The sequence below is a fragment of the Spirochaetales bacterium genome (assembly GCA_016930085.1).
Taxonomy (GTDB): Bacteria; Spirochaetota; Spirochaetia; order SZUA-6; family JAFGRV01; genus JAFGHO01.
Map to the genome: position 1 here is coordinate 59,234 of JAFGHO010000061.1, position 19,602 is coordinate 78,835.

17 protein-coding genes are annotated in these 19,602 nt (G+C 52.3%); 3 read left to right on the forward strand and 14 right to left on the reverse strand.

Going from position 1 to position 19,602, the window contains the following annotated elements; translation table 11 throughout:
- Positions 1-341: 341 nt before the first annotated feature.
- The 13 genes from JW881_10560 to sixA form a co-directional block, all read right to left on the reverse strand.
- Positions 342-1,649 (reverse strand): phenylacetate--CoA ligase, encoded by a 1,308-nt coding sequence (locus JW881_10560; protein ID MBN1697944.1) that lies wholly within the window; start codon positions 1,647-1,649, stop codon positions 342-344.
- Positions 1,650-1,717: 68 nt separating this feature from the next.
- Positions 1,718-2,461, reverse strand: a complete 744-nt coding sequence (locus tag JW881_10565) for an ABC transporter ATP-binding protein (GenBank protein ID MBN1697945.1) — start codon at positions 2,459-2,461, stop codon at positions 1,718-1,720.
- A complete protein-coding gene (locus JW881_10570) occupies positions 2,445-3,215 on the reverse strand; it encodes an ABC transporter ATP-binding protein (GenBank protein ID MBN1697946.1) in 771 nt (256 codons plus the stop codon). Before JW881_10570 ends, JW881_10565 begins: the two co-directional genes overlap by 17 nt.
- A complete protein-coding gene (locus JW881_10575) occupies positions 3,196-4,311 on the reverse strand; it encodes a branched-chain amino acid ABC transporter permease (protein ID MBN1697947.1) in 1,116 nt (371 codons plus the stop codon). The genes JW881_10570 and JW881_10575 overlap by 20 nt, the downstream gene beginning before the upstream one ends.
- A 1-nt stretch (position 4,312) precedes the next feature.
- Positions 4,313-5,227, reverse strand: coding sequence for a branched-chain amino acid ABC transporter permease (locus tag JW881_10580; protein ID MBN1697948.1), 915 nt, complete (start codon positions 5,225-5,227; stop codon positions 4,313-4,315).
- 162 nt (positions 5,228-5,389) lie between these two features.
- Positions 5,390-6,553, reverse strand: coding sequence for an ABC transporter substrate-binding protein (locus JW881_10585; GenBank protein ID MBN1697949.1), 1,164 nt, complete (start codon positions 6,551-6,553; stop codon positions 5,390-5,392).
- 81 nt (positions 6,554-6,634) lie between these two features.
- Positions 6,635-7,066, reverse strand: coding sequence for an ACT domain-containing protein (locus tag JW881_10590; protein ID MBN1697950.1), 432 nt, complete (start codon positions 7,064-7,066; stop codon positions 6,635-6,637).
- 92 nt (positions 7,067-7,158) lie between these two features.
- Positions 7,159-8,460 carry a phenylacetate--CoA ligase gene (locus JW881_10595; GenBank protein ID MBN1697951.1) on the reverse strand — a complete coding sequence of 434 codons (1,302 nt, stop codon included), beginning with the start codon at positions 8,458-8,460 and terminating at the stop codon, positions 7,159-7,161.
- On the reverse strand, positions 8,457-9,038 hold the full coding sequence (locus JW881_10600; protein ID MBN1697952.1) for an indolepyruvate oxidoreductase subunit beta: 582 nt from the start codon (positions 9,036-9,038) through the stop codon (positions 8,457-8,459). Before JW881_10600 ends, JW881_10595 begins: the two co-directional genes overlap by 4 nt.
- A 4-nt stretch (positions 9,039-9,042) precedes the next feature.
- Positions 9,043-10,647 (reverse strand): indolepyruvate ferredoxin oxidoreductase subunit alpha, encoded by a 1,605-nt coding sequence (locus JW881_10605; GenBank protein MBN1697953.1) that lies wholly within the window; start codon positions 10,645-10,647, stop codon positions 9,043-9,045.
- Positions 10,648-10,790: 143 nt separating this feature from the next.
- Positions 10,791-11,219: a hypothetical protein gene (locus JW881_10610; GenBank protein ID MBN1697954.1), complete on the reverse strand. Its 429-nt coding sequence runs from the start codon at positions 11,217-11,219 to the stop codon at positions 10,791-10,793.
- Positions 11,219-12,526 (reverse strand): phenylacetate--CoA ligase, encoded by a 1,308-nt coding sequence (locus JW881_10615; GenBank protein MBN1697955.1) that lies wholly within the window; start codon positions 12,524-12,526, stop codon positions 11,219-11,221. Before JW881_10615 ends, JW881_10610 begins: the two co-directional genes overlap by 1 nt.
- A 70-nt stretch (positions 12,527-12,596) precedes the next feature.
- Complete coding sequence (sixA, locus tag JW881_10620) at positions 12,597-13,055, reverse strand: phosphohistidine phosphatase SixA (GenBank protein MBN1697956.1); 459 nt, start codon at positions 13,053-13,055, stop codon at positions 12,597-12,599.
- A 227-nt stretch (positions 13,056-13,282) separates the two neighbouring features.
- Between sixA and nifJ the strand changes: the two genes are divergently transcribed.
- Positions 13,283-16,852 carry a pyruvate:ferredoxin (flavodoxin) oxidoreductase gene (gene nifJ, locus JW881_10625; GenBank protein ID MBN1697957.1) on the forward strand — a complete coding sequence of 1,190 codons (3,570 nt, stop codon included), beginning with the start codon at positions 13,283-13,285 and terminating at the stop codon, positions 16,850-16,852.
- Here the strand turns inward: nifJ and JW881_10630 are convergent.
- Positions 16,782-17,228 (reverse strand): hypothetical protein, encoded by a 447-nt coding sequence (locus JW881_10630; GenBank protein MBN1697958.1) that lies wholly within the window; start codon positions 17,226-17,228, stop codon positions 16,782-16,784. The two genes, nifJ and JW881_10630, sit on opposite strands and share 71 nt — an antisense overlap.
- 70 nt (positions 17,229-17,298) lie before the next feature.
- Between JW881_10630 and JW881_10635 the strand changes: the two genes are divergently transcribed.
- Entirely contained in the window at positions 17,299-17,817 is a 519-nt protein-coding gene (locus JW881_10635) for a hypothetical protein (GenBank protein MBN1697959.1), read from the forward strand.
- On the forward strand, positions 17,780-19,552 hold the full coding sequence (locus JW881_10640; protein MBN1697960.1) for an ABC transporter ATP-binding protein: 1,773 nt from the start codon (positions 17,780-17,782) through the stop codon (positions 19,550-19,552). Before JW881_10635 ends, JW881_10640 begins: the two co-directional genes overlap by 38 nt.
- Positions 19,553-19,602 lie beyond the last annotated feature (50 nt).

Genomic DNA, 19,602 nt, shown 5'->3' on the forward strand with positions numbered 1-19,602 from the left:
ACAGCCGGTCTTGATTTCTTTCGAATAAATAACCTGCGTATCTTTACCATTGCTGCTGTTCGTGATGAATCCGGGTTGATTCTCTTCCCTAAAAAAAATCGAATCAAGAAAATTTCTCACAGAGTCGCAGGGGACACAGAGAAAGAATGTAATGTTTCTTTCGCCGGATCCCTTGTGAGAGATACAATTCCCACATACAACATCGAATAAATTCTCAAGATAATCTATTTTTATCGTTTAAACAATTATGCAACAGGAACTCATTAGTTACGCGGCGCGGCTTTTTCTGTTTTCGAAGAGAGAATGATAGAAACACGCCATTATAACCTGCGGTTATCGTCTTATAACCCGCGGTTATCGATTAGCCGCTTTATTTTCTCCTCCGGTCGCTTCCGTATGCTGCGCGGTTCGACGAGGGTGACCTTGGGAAGAATACCGAGGGCGCCCTCGATTCGCTTCATAATATCGTTCCGTAATTTTTCGAGGTCTTTCAGCTTGTCGATCATCGTGACCGTCTCCGAAATTTCCACCTGGATTTCCATGGTATCCGCCGTTCCTTCCCGGTCCAGCACGATCCTGAAATGGGGAACCGCCCCTTCGACTTCGACCAGTATTTCTTCGATCTGCGAAGGAAAGAGTTTCAGCCCCTCGAAAAAGATCATATCGTCCGTTCTGCCGGTTATCCTCGACATACGCACCGTGGTCCTGCCGCATCCGCATACCGGGCTTCTTGAAATCGAGGCGATATCCCCCGTCCTGTAGCGGATGAGGGGGAATCCTTCTTTCGTGATCGTGGTAAAGACGAGTTCTCCTTCTTCGCCCTCGGCCACGGGCTCCAGTGTTTTGGTATTGATCACTTCCGCGATAAAATGGTCTTCGTTGATATGAAGCCCGTCGCGTTTTTCACACTCGCCCGCGACACCCGGCCCGATAATCTCCGTCAGTCCGTAGGTGTCGAACGAGGTGATGTGAAGCCCCTCTTCGATACGGCTGCGCATCCGGTCGCTCCAGGGTTCGGCGCCGCATATTCCGGTCTTCAGATAAAGGCTTTCCGGATGTATATTTTTCTCTGCGAGCGTATCGGCTATATGAAGCGCGAATCCCGGCGTGCAGAGAAGGACGGTCGTTTTGAAATCCTTCATGATGATGATCTGCCGTTCGATCGGGCTGGTCGAGGCGGGAATGACGGAAGCGCCGATAAGCTGGGCGCCCTGATGAAAACCGAACCCACCGGTAAAGAGGTCGTAATGGAAGGCGATCTGCACGACATCGTGTTCGGTCACCCCCGCGGCCGCAAGAAGGCGTGCGGTGCACTCCGTCCAGGTACGGAGATCGTTTTTCGTATAACCGACGACGATCGGTCTCCCCGTGGTCCCGGACGTCGAGTGGATACGGACGATGTCCCGTAAGGGAACGGCGAACATGTCGTAGGGGTAACTGTCGTTCAGGTCCTCCCGCGTTGTAAAGGGAAGACCGCGCAAATGGTCGAGACTCTTGATTTTCCCGATATCGACATGATTGGCGTCGAAGATGTGTTTATAAAAAGCGACATTTCGGTAGACCCGGTTGAGTGTCGATTGAAGCCGTTCAATCTGGAGTTGTTCGAGATCCTCCCGTGAAAGTGTTTCTGTTTTTTCACTATAGATCATATTGACTCCTCGTCTCTTTATTTTCCTCATTTCCCTCCCCATGAAAGACGGCGGTGAGGAAAACAAGGTTATTCATTAATCCTCTGATAATCCTTTCCGAGATAGGCGCGCTGTACGTCCCGGTTTAAGAGTAATTCCTCCGCGGTCCCTTCGAGGAAGACCTGCCCCGTTTCCAAAACGTATCCCCTGTCCGCGACACCCAGGGCGGCTTTCGCGTTCTGTTCTATAAGCAAAACGGTCATCCCCTGTTCCCTGAGTCCGGTAATCGTCCTGAAAATACTTTTTACGATAATCGGGGCGATACCGAGCGACGGTTCGTCCATCATAAGGAGGTGCGGCCTCGCCATGAGCGCCCGCGCGATGGCGAGCATCTGCTGTTCGCCCCCGGAAAGCGTTCCCGCAAGCTGGGTTTCACGCTCTCCCAAAACCGGAAAGAGAACGAACATCCGCTCGAGATCGCTTTCCACTTCCTTTTTTTTACCTTTCCGCATTCTGAGGTACGCGCCGAGAATGAGATTTTCCTTTACGGAAAGCGTGTTGAACACCTGCCTCCGTTCGGGCACGAGTGAACATCCTAAAGCGACGATCTTCTCCGCCGCGCTTTGTTCGATATCCTTCCCGTTGAACGAAATACTGCCGGAAGCCGGTTTGATGATGCCGGCGATCGTGTTCAGGAGTGTCGTTTTGCCCGCCCCGTTCGCGCCGATGATCGTTACGATCTCTCCGGGTGAGACGTGAAGCGAAACCCCCTTGAGAACCCGGAGTTTCCCGTAACCCGCTTCGCAATTCCTTATCTTAAGCATCGTCTTCACCCAGATAGACGTTGATGACGTCGGGATTTTTTTGAATTTCACCGGGTGAGCCCTCGGCGAGTTTCTTTCCCCTGTCCAGCACCACGACGGCGTCCGAAATATTCATTACCAGCGATATGTCATGTTCGACCAGAAGAACGGTGATCCCCCACTCCTTGATCTTCAGAATGAGGCGGGCCAGTTCCTCCGTTTCGTACATGTTGAGTCCCGCGGCGGGCTCGTCGAGGAGGAGCAGGGCCGGTTCGGTCGCGAGTGCCCGCGCGATCTCCGCGATTCGCTGTTTTCCGAAAGGAAGATTCGACGCCTCTTCATCCGCGTATCCGGCAAGCTTAAGCGATTCGAGGATCTCGAGCGCCCGCTTCCTCATCGCCTTCTCCTCTTTATGAGTCCGTGGAAGGCTCAGGATACACGAAAGAATCTCTGAACGGGTTTTTGTGTGCCTTCCGACCATGACGTTCTCGAGGATCGTCATATGGTGAAACAACTTTGTCGTCTGAAAGGTACGTGAAATACCGGCCTCCGCGATTTTGTATTCTTTCAGGCCGGTAATGGTCCGGTCTCTGAATTTTACCTCACCCGAGTTCGGTTTCAGGCTTCCTGAAATCAGGTTGAAAAGGGTGGTTTTCCCCGCGCCGTTCGGACCGATGACCGCCATAATGATCCCGGGCGGAACGGTGAAACTCACATTATTAACCGCGTGAAGGCCGCCGAAATATTTGTCGATATTGATTGTTTCAAGCAGTATGCCGTTCATGTTTCTTCTTTTTACCGATTCTTTCTTTTATATACGCCGGTAATTCCCTGAGTGCCGCAATCAGCTCCTGAACCTTTGCTATCCGTAAAATACCGTGCGGCGCGAAAAGCATGATGACGATAAGGCTGAGTCCGAAAAAAACCTCATCAAAGGACCCGAATACCCCGCGCAGGGAGAGAAAATTCAAAAGGATTCCCATGAAAAGGCAGCCCCAGAGGTTATCCATCCCCCCCACGGCGACGATCGCCACATACCTGACGGACTTTATGACGGACGTCTCCGACGGCCCGATACTCCCGTTGTAGTGGGTGAGAAAAATCCCGCCGACGGAAGCAAACACCGCGCTCAGCACGAATATATACAGTTTGTATTTCGATGAATGTATCCCCATGGCATTTGCGGCCTCTTCGCTTCCGTGAATCGCCCTGAGAGCCCGGCCCACCCTCGAATGAACCAGATTGAGCGCGACAATCATGCCGACAATCACCAGAAACCATGCAACATAGTAATTCGCCACCCGGTGGGCCATTTTTCCGCACACCACAATACCCGGAAGCAGTTGAAAAGGTGGAACCTTCGTGATCCCGTCCGCTTCGCCCAGAAAACGGGTGCCGATCACGATCGTGTAGATGATCATGCCGAATCCGAGGGTCGCCATGGCCAGGTAATGCCCTTTCAACCGCAGAACGGGGATGCCGATGAGAAAGGCAATGCCGATGGTAATAACGATGGCGGCGATTATGGCGATCCACGGCGAGAATGAAAGAATTTCCTCACCGTAAAGATCTGTTCGCCGGAAGAGTATTCCCGCCGACTCAAGAAAACGGACGAATCCCGAATCCGCGAATGATGAAAGATTGATCGTCGTCAGCACCGCCTGCGTATAGCCGCCGATGGCGAAAAAACCCGCGTGGCCTAAAGAAATTTGTCCGGTATAGCCCATGAGCAGGCAGAGTCCCAGGATGACCAGGCAATAGTATGCGGCCATGATAATCTGAGTGAGAAAATACTCCGTCCCGCTTAACGTGAAAACAAGCTGAACGCAAATCACAAAAATCAGCAGAATCCCTATCGGCCTGTATCGTTTCATATCCATGTCAGAATTCCTTGAGCGCGCTTTCTTCCTTTTTCGCGAACAAACCGCTCGGCTTGAAAAAGAGAATACCTAAAAGGATGATAATGGCGACGACGTCGCGGTAGGCGTTCGGCAGCAGGACGATGCTGAATGATTCGAGCAGGCCAAGAATGAGTCCGGCGCCCACGGCGGCAAAGCTGTTGCCGAGCCCGCCGAGGATCGCAACGACAAACCCCTTGATCGCCAGCGAAGAACCCATGTTGTATTGCGTCTGCGTAATGGGCGAGGTGACGCAGCCCGCGAGCGCCCCGATTGCGGCGCTGATCATGAAAGAAATCGTCACCATCATCTTGATATTTATTCCGCACAGCCGGGCGGCGTTACTCGAAGCCGCACATGCCCTCATCGCCCTGCCCGTGAGCGTCAATCTGAAAAACAGTCCCAGCCCGATCACGATAACGGCGGTGACGCCGAGAACCCAGAGCACCTGCGGTGAAAAATGGGCGCCTAAAAGTGAAATCGACGAAACCTCGGTTCCGGTAAAATACTTTAGCGCCCTCACCTTTTCATCCCAGACATGAAGAGAGGTTTCGCGAAGCAGGAATGACAGTCCGATGGTGATAATGACGAGCCGCAGGACGGTCGGGTTATTGATCCATTTGATAAAAACGATTTCGATAAGCCCGCCGATGAACGTCGTTATTACGACGGCCAGTATCACAGCGATCGACATTGCGAGGGCGAACGGAAGGACGGGGATAAGCAGCCGGGAGAACGTAATCGCACAAAGCGCGCCGAGAACGACAAACTCTCCCTGCGCGAAATTAATGATACCGGTTGTGTTATAGATGATATTGAAACCGATCGCAACCACGGCATAAATACTGCCCAGCGTGATTCCCGAGAAACAGTACTGAAGAAAAATTTCGAAACTCATATCACCCTTCGGTTCCTGGTATCCCGCGTTAAAAATGCCGGATGTTCAACGACTCCGGCGGTTTCGATAACCCTGAAACGGAAAAAAAAGGGAGTACGACCTGCGTACAAGCGTCAGTACTCCCCGATTTTTATATGCAATAGCAAAAGAAAAGCACGTTTATTAATTATAAAGGACAAACTTGCCGTTTTCCACTGTCAGCATTTCAAACGAATCAAGCGCAAGACCGTTATGATCGGACGGAGAAAGATTGAAAATACCCCCGGTTCCGATAAATCCTTTCATGTTTTCGATCGCGGAGCGTATCTTTTCAACATCGTCCGCCCCGGCCTTTTTTATCGCTTCCATCAGGATCATGAACGAATCGTAGGCGTGCCCGCCGAATGTGCTCGCATCTTCCTTGAATCTGCTTTCATAGTCGTTTTTGTATTTTGTCAGTACGGCCTTCTGCGGATGATCCGACGGGAGAACGTCCGCGACCAGCAGCCTGCCGCACGGGAATATGATTCCCTCCGCCGCCTCGCCCGCTGCCTTCACGTATTCGATGTTTCCGAACCCGTGACTCTGGAAAAGCGGAATATTCATTCCCAGCTGCTTCATGTTTTTGGGTATAATCGATTGCGCCGGGACGATCGACCAGTTGACGACCGCCTCGACGCCTTTGTCTTTTACCTTTGTCAGCACGGCGGTCAAATCCTTTTCCCCTTTATCATAGACCTCCGTGATCGCTATCTCGATTCCGTGTTCCGGCGCGTATTTTTCGAGTTGCGCCTTGCCGCCGAGGCCGAAACCGGCGTTACTGACGACGACACCGATCTTCTTGATACCGAGATCGTTCATGGTCTGATATATCTTGATCGCCGCATAACTGTCTTTCTGCGGTGTTTTGAAAACATAGGAAGCGACCGGTTCGACGATCGTCTCCGCCGCTGCGCAGGAAAGCAGAATGGTCGAGTTCTCCTGGCAAAGGTCCTTGATCGCCATACTTTCGCCGCTTGTTGTCGGTCCGATGATCGCCGTGACCTTGTCTTCTTCGATAAGCTGTTTCGCGAACGAAATCGCATTTTCCGGGTTCGCCTGCGAATCCTTGACGATCAACTCTATTTTCCGCCCGTCGACCCCCCCGGCGTTATTGATCTGCTCGGCGAGCATCGTGAGTGTTTTTTCTTCAGGGGCGCCGAGAAACGAAGCGGGGCCGGTGACGGCCAGAATGGCGCCTACTTTTATGGGTTGCTTTCTGGTCTGGTCCGCGCAACCGCTCAATAATATCGCGGTTAAAACGGCCAGTATGACAATACATGCGCACAATGTCCATCTGGATTTCATACCTTTTCCTCCTTTTTTATTACCTGTAAGCAGAATAATCCTTCTATTGATAGTATACTTGGACGTCTTTGTCAAGGTTTTTTACAGACTCTGAAGCACATCGCGGGTGACAAGGCCGATATTGTTCCCGCGAAGTACATCGACGGCCTTCCTGTTCTCATCGATTTTGAATACGACGACCGCGTTGTCCACTTTTTTCTCGACAAAAGCGTACATATATTCGATATTGATATCATTCGCGTTTAAAAGCTGGAGTATTTTGTTCAACCCGCCGGGTTTGTCCTCCACCTCGCAGGCGATCACATCGGTCTCCTGCGCGACAAAATTATGTTTCTTGAGTACGCCCAGGGCTTTATCCGGATCCGTGACGATCATCCTGAGGACGCCGAAATCGGTGGTATCGGCAAGAAACAGCGCCCGTATATTGATACCGTTCTCCGAAAGCGTTTCGGTCACATCGGCGAGTCTTCCTTTCTTGTTTTCCAAAAATACCGATATCTGCTTAATGTCCATCGTATTTACCTCCTGTCAAAATAATGTTGTCCCTCGCTCCCGAATTCTTATTCGGGGGGACAAAAGAGATTGCCATAAGATGGGGCGGCTGTTTATAATTGCCTCCTGTCGATCACCCGCTTCGCCTTGCCCATGGACCGTTCGATGCTGTTTGATTCCACGAGTTTTACTTTCGCGTGAATATTCAAAGCGGAATAAAGCTCTTCTTCAATGGCCTTCTCCGCCTTTTCGAGGTTCTTTATTTCATCCGAGAAAATCCGTTCGTTCATTTCGACCCGGACCTCGATACTGTCGAGTTTTCCCTTTTCCCGGTCGACGACAATCTGGTAGTGGGGCTCCACCCCCTCGATCTTCACGAGTACTTCCTCGATCTGCGACGGGAAAACGTTCACCCCGCGGATGATAAGCATATCGTCCGTGCGGCCGAGCGACCGGTGCATTCTGACCGCGGTCCGTCCGCATGCGCACTGTTCCCGTATGAGGTAGGTGATGTCCCGCGTCCTGAAGCGGATGACCGGCGTTCCTTCCTTGGTGAGGGTGGTGATGACAAGCTCACCTTTTTCCCCGTCGGGAAGGGCCTCACCCGTCACCGGATTGATGATTTCGGGATAAAAGACATCCTCGCAGATATGGAGTCCGTCCTTGTATTCGCACTCGGAAGAGACGCCGGGTCCGATAATTTCCGTCAGGCCGTAAATATCGAGTGCGGTGATACTCAGTTTCTCTTCGATATCCTTCCTCATCGCGTCACTCCATGGTTCGGCGCCGAGAAGCCCCACGCGGAGTGGCAGTTTTTTAAAGTCGATTCCCCGTTTCCTTCCCTCTTCCGCGAGGTAAAGCGAATACGACGGGGTACTCGTGTAAACGGTCGACTTGAAATCCACCATGACATCGAGTTGTCTCGCCGTATTCCCTCCGGAAATGGGAATGATATTGGCCCCGATCTTCCGGGCGCCGTAATGGACGCCGAGGCCGCCGGTGAAAAGCCCGTAGCCGTAGGCGTTCTGGACCGTATCTTTTTTCGTCGTGTCCCCCATGGCGAGCGTCCGCGCCATTACCTCTTTCCACAACTCGATATCGGCCGCCGTATACGCGTCGACCACCGGTTTACCCGTCGTTCCCGAGGACGTGTGCACTTCGACGAGGTCTTCTTCGGGCACCGCCAAAAGGCCGTAGGGATACACGTCCCGCATATCGGGCTTTGTCGTGAACGGCAGCTTGACGATATCATCGATGCTATTGATATCCGCGGGCCTCACACCCGCCTCATCCATCTTTTTTCTGTAAAAGGGCACTTTTTCATAAACCCTGGCAACAAGTTCCTGAAGCCGCCTGCCCTGAATCCCGGCAAGCTTTGTGCGCTCCATGGTTTCAAATTCCTGATTCCAGATCATTCAAACGCCTCCCTGTATAATTTTTTTCCCGTATGAAAAGCGTTCCAGTTTCCTTCAAAGGTATCTTCGGGTACCTTTTCCCGGATCGCCTTTTCCCAGCAGTCTTCATTAAAATCGACAAATCCCGAAAGCAACCCGATGAGGGCGACATTGAGGAATTTCGCGTTACCGATTTCCTTTCTCAGCGGCTCCGGATCGATGAAACACGCCTTCGGGCTTGCCCGTTTGATCTCCTCTTCGATACCGGCAGGGTATTCTTCCACCATCGCCGGATTAATGCGGGTTTTCATACAGATAATGATACTCTTTTCATTCGCGTAGCCAATCCACCTGAGTGTTTCCATTTCTTCGAGCGAAAAGAGGATATCCGCTTCTCCCGCTGCGATCAGGGGTGAATGGACCTTCTCCCCTATCCTGATATGGCTGAACACGGAACCGCCGCGCTGGCTCATCCCGTGTATTTCGCTTTTTTTGACGTCCCTTCCCCCGTACATGGCGGTAAGGGAAACGATATCCGAAGCCATGATGATCCCCTGGCCGCCGACACCGACCATCAGAATATTGAAGATGTTGCCCATGGCATCACCCCGCCTTCCTTCTTCTTTTTTTCAGGATTATGCATAATCCCTGAACAACAAGGAGCGACAACCTTTTACTTTCAAGCAGCGAAGTCAGGGCCTCTTCGATCTCTTTCGGCCGGTACGCATCGACGATCCGCACATTTTCCTCGTTCATGCCGAACGCCAGAGCGAGTTTTATATAATCGAGCCTCACTGTTTCCTCACCGTTTATCCGCTGCCCGGAAAGGGGGTTGGGCTGCATGCCGGTCATGGCCGTGGTCGAGTTGTCGAGTACGACGATGAGGGAGCGGCGGCCGTTATAAGCGGCATTGAGCAGTCCCGTGATGCCCGAATGCGCGAAGGTCGAATCACCGATCACCGCGACCACGCCCGTTCCTTCGGGTTTTCCGCCCGCGATCTCTATCCCCTGGGCATGGCCGATACTCCCGCCCATTTCCACACAGGTATCCATAGCGTTATACGGAGGGAGAACCCCGAGGGTGTAACAGCCGATATCGCCGGTGACGATAAGGCCGAGTTTTCGGGCGATCTTGAAGAATTCCCGGTGTGGACAACCCGGGCAGAGGGACGGCGGCCGCGGCGGAAGGGATATCCTGTTCTCGAGTCCCTTTTTTGCCGTCTTGACCGTTAATGCCGCTTCTCCCTGAAACGGTTTGCGTACCAGATCCGGAGTAAGCTCTCCGGTGACAGGGTAATATTTCTTGCCTTCGACCTGAAGCCCCATCGCCCTGATGCGAAGTTCGATAAAGGGATCGAGTTCCTCGACGACGGACACCTTTTTGACGCGACCGAAAAACTCCCTGATCATTTCCCCGGGAAGCGGATTGACGCACCCGAGTTTGAGGACCGACGCATCAGGGAAAACTTCCCTGACATAGGTATCGACGATACCCGAGGTAATGAAGCCGATATTCGAATCGGCAATCTCCATTTTATTGATGGAAAATCCGTTCACGTCCTTTTCGAGCCGCTTCATCCGTTCTTCCACAACCACATGGCGGGCCCGCGCGTGACCGGGAATCATGACATACTTTTTAAGGTTACGCCTGAACCCCTCGATCTCCCTCTCCCGTGAAGGGCTTTCTTCGATTTCCACTACCCCGAGGGAATGGGAAAGCCGCGTTACGGTGCGAAGGATGACCGGCGTATCGTATGTTTCACTCAGATTATAAGCGAAGACGGTAAAATCCTTCGCCTCCTGGCAATCCGACGGTTCGAGCATGGGCACTTTCGCCGCATAGGCGTAGTGTCTGTTGTCCTGCTCGTTCTGGGATGAATGCATAGCCGGATCATCCGCGTTGGCCAATACGAGCCCGCCCTTTATTCCCGTATATGAGGCGGTAAAAAGCGGATCCGCCGCGACATTCAATCCCACATGTTTCATGGTTAAAAGACATCGGGCACCGGATAAGGCCGCGCCCATGGCGACCTCAAAGGCGACCTTTTCATTGACCGACCATTCAGTATAAATGCCGGGATATGTCGTGAGACTTTCGAGGATTTCCGTTGAAGGGGTGCCTGGATACCCGGTACCGACGGTTACACCCGCCTCGAATGCCCCCCGCGCGATGGCCTCGTTACCGGATAAAAGCTTTTTTTCCGCCACAAGGATATGCCCTTTCTCATTCCAAATTAATATTGCCCGGATAATGCCCGTTGCGCTGTATAAAATGAAAGCCCGCACGGCAATACAGGCCTCTATAATAGAAGAAAAATAGGGGAAAAGTCAAGGGCGGATGAAGGGTGTTGTTACAGAATATGCATATCCTCGTTTGAAACGAGTCTGATGTGATGATCCGCGAGTACCTTCTCCGCTTCCCGGGACTCATCCGTTTCCAGGACAATCGCGGCGCGCCGTCCGCCAGCGAGAACGAAACCGTAACAGTCTTCGACATTGATGTTCGCGTTCGAAAGGATTAAAAGGACTTGATGAAGGCTGCCCGGTTTATCATCGACTATGACAATCACGACATTCCTTTTATGCACCGTATAATTGTTCTGCTTCAACACCTCGTACGCCTTACCGATATCATCCGGCAGCAGCTTGACGATGCCGAACTCCCCGCTGCTTGAGATCGCGATTCCCAGAAGGTTGATGTGATTGTCCGCGATCACCTTTGTAATCGCCATGATTTTTCCGGGTTTGTTTTCGACAAAAACAGAAATATGTTCGGCCATTATCCTCCTCCTTGCTCCATTTCCCTCAAATCATACACCCGTTTGGCCTTACCTTCATGAATCGGAAGGCTCGATGCCTCGACCAGTTTGACGACCGGCGTGACGAGCAGCTCCGCTTTCAACTCCTCTTCGATCTTTTTTTCAAGATGCGCCAGTTCGGCGAGTGTTCCGTTGAAATAATTCTCGTTAATCTCCACCTTGACGGTGATTTTATCCATATAGTTCTTTTTATGCACCTCGATGATGTAATTATTTCCCGCCTCCGGTATGCCCATGATCACCTTTTCGATCTGCATGGGGAAAAGGTTCACCCCATTGATAATCAGCATATCGTCGCTGCGTCCCTTGATCCGTTCGATCCGGCGGTGAGTTCTCCCGCATTTGCACTCACCGGGTATGATCCTTGTCAGATCCCTCGTTCTGTAGCGAAGCAGGGGCTGGGCCTTCCTTTTGAGTGTCGTCAACACGAGTTCTCCCTCCTCGCCGTCGGGAAGGACGTTTCCCGTGACCGGATCGATGACTTCCATGTAAAACTCGTCTTCCCAGAGGTGGAGTCCATCCTTGCATACGCATTCGAATGCGACACCCGGTCCGCACATTTCGGAAAGCCCGTAGGAATTATAGGCGTCGACCCCAAGAAGTTCCTCGATTTTTTTCCTGATCGCTTCCGTATGCGGTTCCGCGCCGATAAAAGCGATCCGCAGGCAGGTGTCCTTTCGGGGATCGATTCCCGACTCCTCCATCACGTTATGGAGCCGTAATGCGTAGCTGGGAAGGATATGGACGACCGTTGTTTTGAACTGCTGCATGAACCACAACTGCCGCTTGCTGTTTCCCGGTCCTATCGGAATCACGAGCATACCGAGTTTTTCCGCTCCATAGTGAAGCCCGAGTCCCCCGGTAAACAGCCCGTAGCCCATCATATTCTGAAACACATCCGTATTTCTGGCCCCGGTCATATAAATACTCCGTGCCATAAGTGAGGCCCACGCTTCGATGTCCTCCGAGGTATGAAACACGACCGTCGGATTTCCCGTTGTTCCTGACGATGAATGAAGCCGTACCGTTTCCTCAAGATCGACGGCAAGAAAACCGTAGGGGAAATGGTTCCGGAGATCCTGTTTTGACGTAAAGGGGATATCGGCAATCAAATCCAGGGGGAGCGTGCCGCCGATATCATTTTCGCTGAACAGCCGTTTATAATAAGGCGAACGTGAAGCATTCGCCATTGTCGAAGCGAATCGGTCTTTCTGGAGTTTTTTAAGATGATCCCGGTCTATGCATTCCAGGTCCTTTTGCCAGTACATAGGCGCCTCTCCTTTTCCGCTACAAGTATACCCGTATCGAAGCCGTTCCGCAAGGAGATTGATGCTGTTTTCAGATGATGTCCGGCTGAAGAATCCATTCCAGGGACCAGTGTCCGTCTTCCCGTCTCATACAGACAATACCCGCATTCCTGAACGAAATGATATGTTCATTCTCGTTCCCGCAGAGAAGAAGCGACGATAATCTGTCGAGATAGGGGAGATGGCCGACAAGAACAATATTACCGCCCTTGTTGTCGATCTCCGTTTTCATCGGGAGAACCGGCTGGAGCGGCTCCAGCCCTTCCTTTTCCGAAATCCGTTCGCCTATTCCGAGTGCGTGCGCGAGGATTTCCGCCGTCTCCTTCGCCCTCAGTTTGGTACTATGAATGATCTCACCGATGTCCGACGGCAGATTCGCGAAGTGGTGGGATGTTTTTTCGATCGCCTTTCTTCCTTCGTAAGTCAATCCCCGCTGGGGATCTTCTTCTTTACCCTTTGCCTGCGCGTGCTGAACGAGATAAAGATACATGTTTCCCCTCCTTATTTATTGTTAACAACAATACTATTCATAAGTGTATTACATAATAAAAAAATATCAAGTAAAAGATATAAAAGAAGTATTTTCAAAAAAAAGCGATAATTGAAAACCGATAGATATATATTCTCCGGGACAGCTTGTCATTATCCGGCGTTTCCTGTATATTTATTTAAAAGTGTCTATTCACATCAAATTTTACAATAATAAGAGGAAATATCATGAGTAGAAAAAATGTTACAATTGACGGTAATTCTGCTGTTGCCTATGTCGCGCACGCAACAAATGAAGTGATTGCCATTTACCCGATTACCCCCTCGTCATCCATGGGGGAGATGGCGGATATGTATTCGGCGGAAGGCAGAAAGAATATCTGGGGTACCGTCCCGATTGTGGCGGAACTGCAATCCGAAGGAGGGGCTTCGGGCGCGGTCCATGGCGCCCTTACCACCGGGGCCCTTACCACCACCTTTACCGCTTCCCAGGGCCTCCTTCTCATGCTCCCGAACATGTTCAAGATAGCGGGTGAGTTGACATCGACGGTCTTTCATATTTCCGCGCGTTCGGTCGCCTGCCAGGCACTCTCCATTTTCGGTGACCATACCGATGTCATGGCGGCCAGATCCACGGGATTCGGCCTCATCGCCTCCAACAGCGTCCAGGAAGCCATGGACATGGCCCTCATCGCACAGGCCGCGACCCTTGAAGCACGGGTTCCTTTCCTTCATTTTTTCGACGGATTCAGGACATCTTCCGAAATCCAGAAGGTCGAGGAACTCACTCTCGACGATATGAAATCGATGATTCCCGATGAACTCGTCCACCGGCACAGGATGCTGGGTTTGAATCCGGAGCGGCCTTCGATCAAGGGAACATCGCAGAATCCCGATGTCTTTTTTGCCGCGCGGGAAACAGTGAACAAATATTACCTGGCGACACCCGCGATCGTCGAAGGCGTCATGAAAAAATTCGCCGAGGTCGTCGGACGGGAATACGGACTGTTCGATTATGTCGGTGCACCGGATGCCGAAAGAATTGCCATTCTTATGGGAAGCGGCGCGGAAACGATGGAAGAGACCGTCGAATATCTTGCCGGAAAAGGAGAAAAGGTCGGTCTCATCAAGGTGAGACTCTACCGTCCGTTCAGTATCGGGCATTTTATCGCCGCTTTACCGAAAAGCGTGAAGGCGATTGCCGTTTTGGACAGGACAAAGGAACCCGGATCACTCGGTGAACCCATGTATGAAGACGTCAGGACCGCGATCGGTGAGGCGATGGCGGGCGGACAGCTTTCCAGACAGGATTATCCTGTCGTTGTCGGCGGACGATACGGCCTCGGTTCGAACGAATTCAATCCGGGCATGGCAAAGGCGGTCCTTGACAATCTGAAATCATCGACGCCGAAAAATCATTTTACCATCGGTATCCATGACGATGTGACAAACACCAGCCTCGAATGGGATAATGACTTCTCCACGGAAGCCGAGGGCGTTCACCGGGCGATGTTTTACGGCCTCGGTTCGGACGGAACGGTCGGCGCGAACAAAAACTCGATCAAGATCATCGGAAAGGCCACTGACAACTATGCCCAGGGCTATTTTGTCTACGACTCGAAAAAGGCCGGCGCGATCACGATTTCCCACCTCAGGTTCGGGAAAAAACAGATTAAGAGCACGTATCTCATACAAAAGTCGAATTTCCTTGCTTGTCACAAATTCAGCTTCCTCGAAAAATACGATATGCTCAAGCATATCGTTCCCGGCGGGACCTTCCTTCTCAATACCCACTATTCGAAAGACGAGATATGGGACAATATCCCCGCTGAAGTCCAGAAGCATATTGTCGGGAAGAAACTCAGATTCTACATCATCAATGCCATGGATCTCGCCGACAAGATCGGTCTCGGCGGAAGGATCAATACGATCATGCAGACCGCTTTCTTTCTCATCTCCGGCGTCCTCCCGGAAGACGAGGCATTGAAACTCATCAAGAAGGCCGTCGAGAACACCTACGGCCACAAGGGTTCGGACATTGTGACGAAAAACATGATGGCGATCGAATCGGCAAAAGACAATATCGTCAGGGTCGATTATCCGGAGAAGGTAACCAGCTCCCTTCGCATACAATCACCGGTTCCCGAAGATGCCCCTGATTTCGTAAAGGAAGTCACCGGCATGATCATTTCCCAGAAGGGAACCGAAATTCCGGTTTCAAAACTTCCTGATGACGGGACATACCCTTCGGGTACCACCCAATACGAAAAGCGGAATATCGCGGAAGAGATCCCGGTCTGGGAGCCCGATGTCTGCATCCAGTGCGGTGAATGTTCGCTGGTCTGTCCCCACGGAGTCATCAGACTGAAAATATACGATGAGGGGGCGCTCAAGAATCCGCCTTCCACATTCAAACATACCGAGGCAAAAGGAAAAGAGTACGCGGGGAAACGCTTTACCATACAGGTCTCCCCTGAAGACTGTACCGGCTGCGGCGCCTGCGTCTTCTCGTGTCCCGCACACAAAAAGGACGCAGAGGGAAACAAGACGGAGGAAAAAGCGATCAACCTCAAGCCCCAGCCGCCGCTGCGTGAAGAGGAATCGAAAAACTGGAATTACTTCCTCTCGCTCCCGGACACCGATCCCCTCACGATCAAGCGTAACACGGTCAAGGGCTCGCAGCTCATTCCGCCGCTATTCGAGTTTTCCGGCGCGTGCGCGGGCTGCGGTGAAACGCCGTACGTGAAGCTGCTTTCGCAGCTTTTCGGCGACAGGGCGATCATCGCCAACGCGACGGGGTGTTCCTCCATCTATGGCGGCAATCTCCCCACCACCCCCTATACCAAACGCCGGGACGGGAGGGGGCCTTCCTGGTCGAACTCCCTGTTCGAGGACGCGGCCGAGTTCGGATTCGGCATGCGGCTTTCGAGCGATAAATTGAATCAGTATGCCCTCGAACTGGTCGAACAGGCCATCCGGGCCGGGGGACCGTCAAAAGACCTCCTGACCGCCATTTTGAACAACAAACAGGAAAGCCAGGAAGAAATTGAAACCCAACGGACGAATGTGGGCAAACTCAAGGAAGAACTTAAAAATTCAACCTCCGGCGGGGCGAAGGAACTCCTTTCCGTCGCCGATTATCTGATCCGGCGCTCCGTCTGGGTTCTGGGCGGCGACGGCTGGGCGTACGATATCGGTTACGGCGGCCTCGATCACGTCATCGCCTCCGGGCGGAACGTGAACATCCTCTGCCTCGACACCGAGGTCTATTCGAACACGGGCGGGCAGATGTCCAAGGCGACGCCGGTGGGCGCGATCGCGAGGTTCGCGGCAAGCGGGAAACCGATATCGAAAAAAGACCTCGGTATGATGGCGATGAGTTACGGCTACGTGTACGTCGCCCGTGTCGCCATGGGCGCCAACAAAATGCAGACGATCAAGGCCTTTAACGAAGCGGAAAACTACGACGGGCCGTCACTGATTATCGCATACAGCCACTGTATCGCGCACGGGATCAACATGACAAAGGGAATGAACGAACAGAAACTCGCGGTCGATTCGGGAATGTGGACGCTTTTCCGGTACGACCCCAGGCGCGCGGCGGAAGGCAAGAACCCGCTCTCACTCGATTCCAGGGAACCCTCGGTCGATGTCGCCGACTATATGTACAACGAAATCAGATTCAGGTCGCTGAAGCAAATCGAGCCGGAACGGGCCGAAAAATTACTCAACCAGGCCCGCACGGACGCGAAGCAGCGGTACCAGCAATACAAATATCTCGCGGACAGGCCGTTCTGAATGACGATAAGATGAATGCAAAGCCGTACCGCGAACTGCCGGGAATCGAAATATCGATTGCAGGAGAAGCCGGATCGCCCTTGACGAACGAGAGGACCGCACCGTAATCCCCTTCAAAAAACGGCGTCAATATCACATCAAAGGTATAACGCTCGTACGGGGGAACGGTTACCGGGAAATACGCCGTATGGCTGAAAACGCAGGCGTTGCACTTACGCAGGACAAACGTATACATGGGACCAGCCGCGCCCCCCTTCACCCCGGAGGAATATATACGAACGGGCTGTGTGAATATCGTCAATTCCTCCCGGGCCAACCGGCCGGGAGGTATTCGCCCCGAAACCGATACCATCACCATCCCGTTGATATATCCCAAAAGCACTCCGGATCATATTTTTTCCGAAATCCCTTGCCCATACGTAACGAGTTCAGGTATTGTATACCGTATGAAAACACTTATCGTATATTTTTCTCTGAGCGGAAGAACGAGGCGCGTCGCCGAAAGGATAAAGGCCCATATCACCAACACGGAGGCCGATATCGGGGAATACCGGTACACCGAATCCTTCAGGGTATATTTGTCCGACCTCGAGGCTATACGAAAAGGAATTCTCACCCATTTCGAATACAACAGAAAGTTCGAGGACCTCTCGCCATACGATGTGGTCATGCTTGGAACGCCGGTCCATGGCGCCCAATACGCCCCCGTATTCAGGCATTTTTTCTCGAACGCCCGCAACATGAACGGCAAACGGTTCATCCTTTTTAGCACGTGCAGGTTCATTCCGGGCAACGCACTTCCTGACATGCAGTCGGAAATAGAGAAAAAGGGCGGTATTGTACTGAAAAGCAGGACATTCAAAGGATTTTTTTTCATAAAAACGGCGGACGTCGACGCATTTATCGAAGAGGTGAACGGGGAACCGGATGAAAGATACAAACGGAACAAAAACGGGCCCGCTTAAAAAACATATCATTGCCTCTCGTGGGAAGGTCCTTCTCGCTTCTCTTTTTTCGGTTTTGAACAAACTCTTCGATCTTGCCCCGCCTTTTCTGATCGGGGCGGCCGTGGACATCGCGGTGCGGAGAAGCGGATCGTTTCTGGGTGCCATGGGGATTCGTGACGCGGTCACCCAGTTCATCATTTTAGGGGTTGCCACCCTCGTCATCTGGATCATGGAGTCGATATTCGAATACCTCTACAAAATCACCTGGCAGAACCTCGCCCAGCATATCCAGCACGCGTTGAGAAAAGAGACCTACGATCACATCCAGACCCTCGAAATGGCCTTTTTCGAAGACAACAAGACGGGCGGCATTATGGCGATCCTGAACAACGATATCAACCAGCTCGAGCGTTTCCTCAACAGCGGGATCAATGACATTATCCAGGTCACCGTCACCGTGACGGTTATATCATCAGCCTTTTTCTTTCTCTCCCCCCAGATCGCATGGATGGCGATGCTGCCGGTTCCTTTTCTTATATTCTTTTCGATCAACTACCAGAATTTTCTCAAACCCAAATACCGCGATGTGCGGGAAAAAGTCGGCATCCTGAACGGCATTCTCTCGAACAACCTGACCGGTATGGCGACGATTAAAAGCTATGTAGCCGAATCGTATGAAAGCGAACGCGTGGTAGCGATCTCAAAGGAATACATGAAGTCGAACAGACATGCAATCGCTTTCAGCGCCGGATTCGTTCCCCTCATCCGTATGATCATCGTGATCGGTTTTTTCCTCATGCTCGTCTTCGGGGGTCTCCGGACCCTTTCGGGGAACCTCGAGATCGCCGCATACAGCGCCATGGTCTTTCTTACCCAACGGCTGCTCTGGCCGCTTACAAGGCTGGGGGATACCCTCGATCTTTTCCAGCGCTCAATGGCGTCCGCTTCGAGAATTCAGTCGCTGCTCGTTCGTGAAAGCGGCATACGAGGCGGGACCCGCCGGCTCGAAACGGACGATGTGAAAGGCGGCATCCATTTTCATCATGTCGGTTTTTCATATAAAAACAGGGAACCTATTTTTTCCGATTTCACGGTTGAAGTCCGGCCGGGCCGGAACATCGCCTTTGTCGGCATCACGGGCGCCGGAAAAAGCACGATCGTGAAACTCCTGCTTCGCTTTTACGACCCCGACGAGGGAAAGATCGCCCTGGACGGCATCGACATTGCCGATCTCGATATCGGGGACCTCAGGCGGGCGATCGGCCTGGTCAAGCAGGACACCTTTATCATCGACGGCACTATTTTCGAAAACATCGCCTATGCGCGGCCGGAAACGCCGATGGAAGCGGTCATTGAGGCGGCAAGGATCGCGGAAATCCATGAGTTTATCGCAAACCTTCCCGATGCCTACGACACCCTGGTCGGCGAACGGGGCCAGAAATTGAGCGGGGGCCAGCGGCAGCGGATCGCGATCGCGCGGGCGGTCCTGAAAAACCCGCCCATCCTTGTGCTTGACGAGGCGACATCGAGCGTCGACAACGAGACGGAAGCGGCGATCCAGCGTTCGCTTGAAAAAATCATCAGGGGGAGGACCACGATCATCATCGCCCACCGGCTTTCGACAATCAGAAACGCCAACAGGATTTATGTTATCGGTGACGGGAGCATCACGGAAGCGGGAACCCACGAAGAGCTGCTCGGGCGGGGGGGATTGTATGCGAACCTCTGGAACGTCCAGACGGGAAAGCGATGATAAAGGGACTATCGTAACCGGCGGGTTCATCTATGACGGTTTTTATAAAG

Bases quoted from the DNA above. Each gene is read 5' to 3' on its own strand.
- JW881_10560 (MBN1697944.1), bottom strand. From the start codon at position 1,649: ATGATCTATAGTGAAAAAACAGAAACACTTTCACGGGAGGATCTCGAA.
- JW881_10570 (MBN1697946.1), bottom strand. From the start codon at position 3,215: ATGAACGGCATACTGCTTGAAACAATCAATATCGACAAATATTTCGGC.
- JW881_10575 (MBN1697947.1), bottom strand. From the start codon at position 4,311: ATGGATATGAAACGATACAGGCCGATAGGGATTCTGCTGATTTTTGTG.
- JW881_10580 (MBN1697948.1), bottom strand. From the start codon at position 5,227: ATGAGTTTCGAAATTTTTCTTCAGTACTGTTTCTCGGGAATCACGCTG.
- JW881_10585 (MBN1697949.1), bottom strand. From the start codon at position 6,553: ATGAAATCCAGATGGACATTGTGCGCATGTATTGTCATACTGGCCGTT.
- JW881_10590 (MBN1697950.1), bottom strand. From the start codon at position 7,066: ATGGACATTAAGCAGATATCGGTATTTTTGGAAAACAAGAAAGGAAGA.
- JW881_10595 (MBN1697951.1), bottom strand. From the start codon at position 8,460: ATGATCTGGAATCAGGAATTTGAAACCATGGAGCGCACAAAGCTTGCC.
- JW881_10600 (MBN1697952.1), bottom strand. From the start codon at position 9,038: ATGGGCAACATCTTCAATATTCTGATGGTCGGTGTCGGCGGCCAGGGG.
- JW881_10610 (MBN1697954.1), bottom strand. From the start codon at position 11,219: ATGGCCGAACATATTTCTGTTTTTGTCGAAAACAAACCCGGAAAAATC.
- JW881_10615 (MBN1697955.1), bottom strand. From the start codon at position 12,526: ATGTACTGGCAAAAGGACCTGGAATGCATAGACCGGGATCATCTTAAA.
- sixA (MBN1697956.1), bottom strand. From the start codon at position 13,055: ATGTATCTTTATCTCGTTCAGCACGCGCAGGCAAAGGGTAAAGAAGAA.
- nifJ (MBN1697957.1), top strand. From the start codon at position 13,283: ATGAGTAGAAAAAATGTTACAATTGACGGTAATTCTGCTGTTGCCTAT.
- JW881_10635 (MBN1697959.1), top strand. From the start codon at position 17,299: ATGAAAACACTTATCGTATATTTTTCTCTGAGCGGAAGAACGAGGCGC.
- JW881_10640 (MBN1697960.1), top strand. From the start codon at position 17,780: ATGAAAGATACAAACGGAACAAAAACGGGCCCGCTTAAAAAACATATC.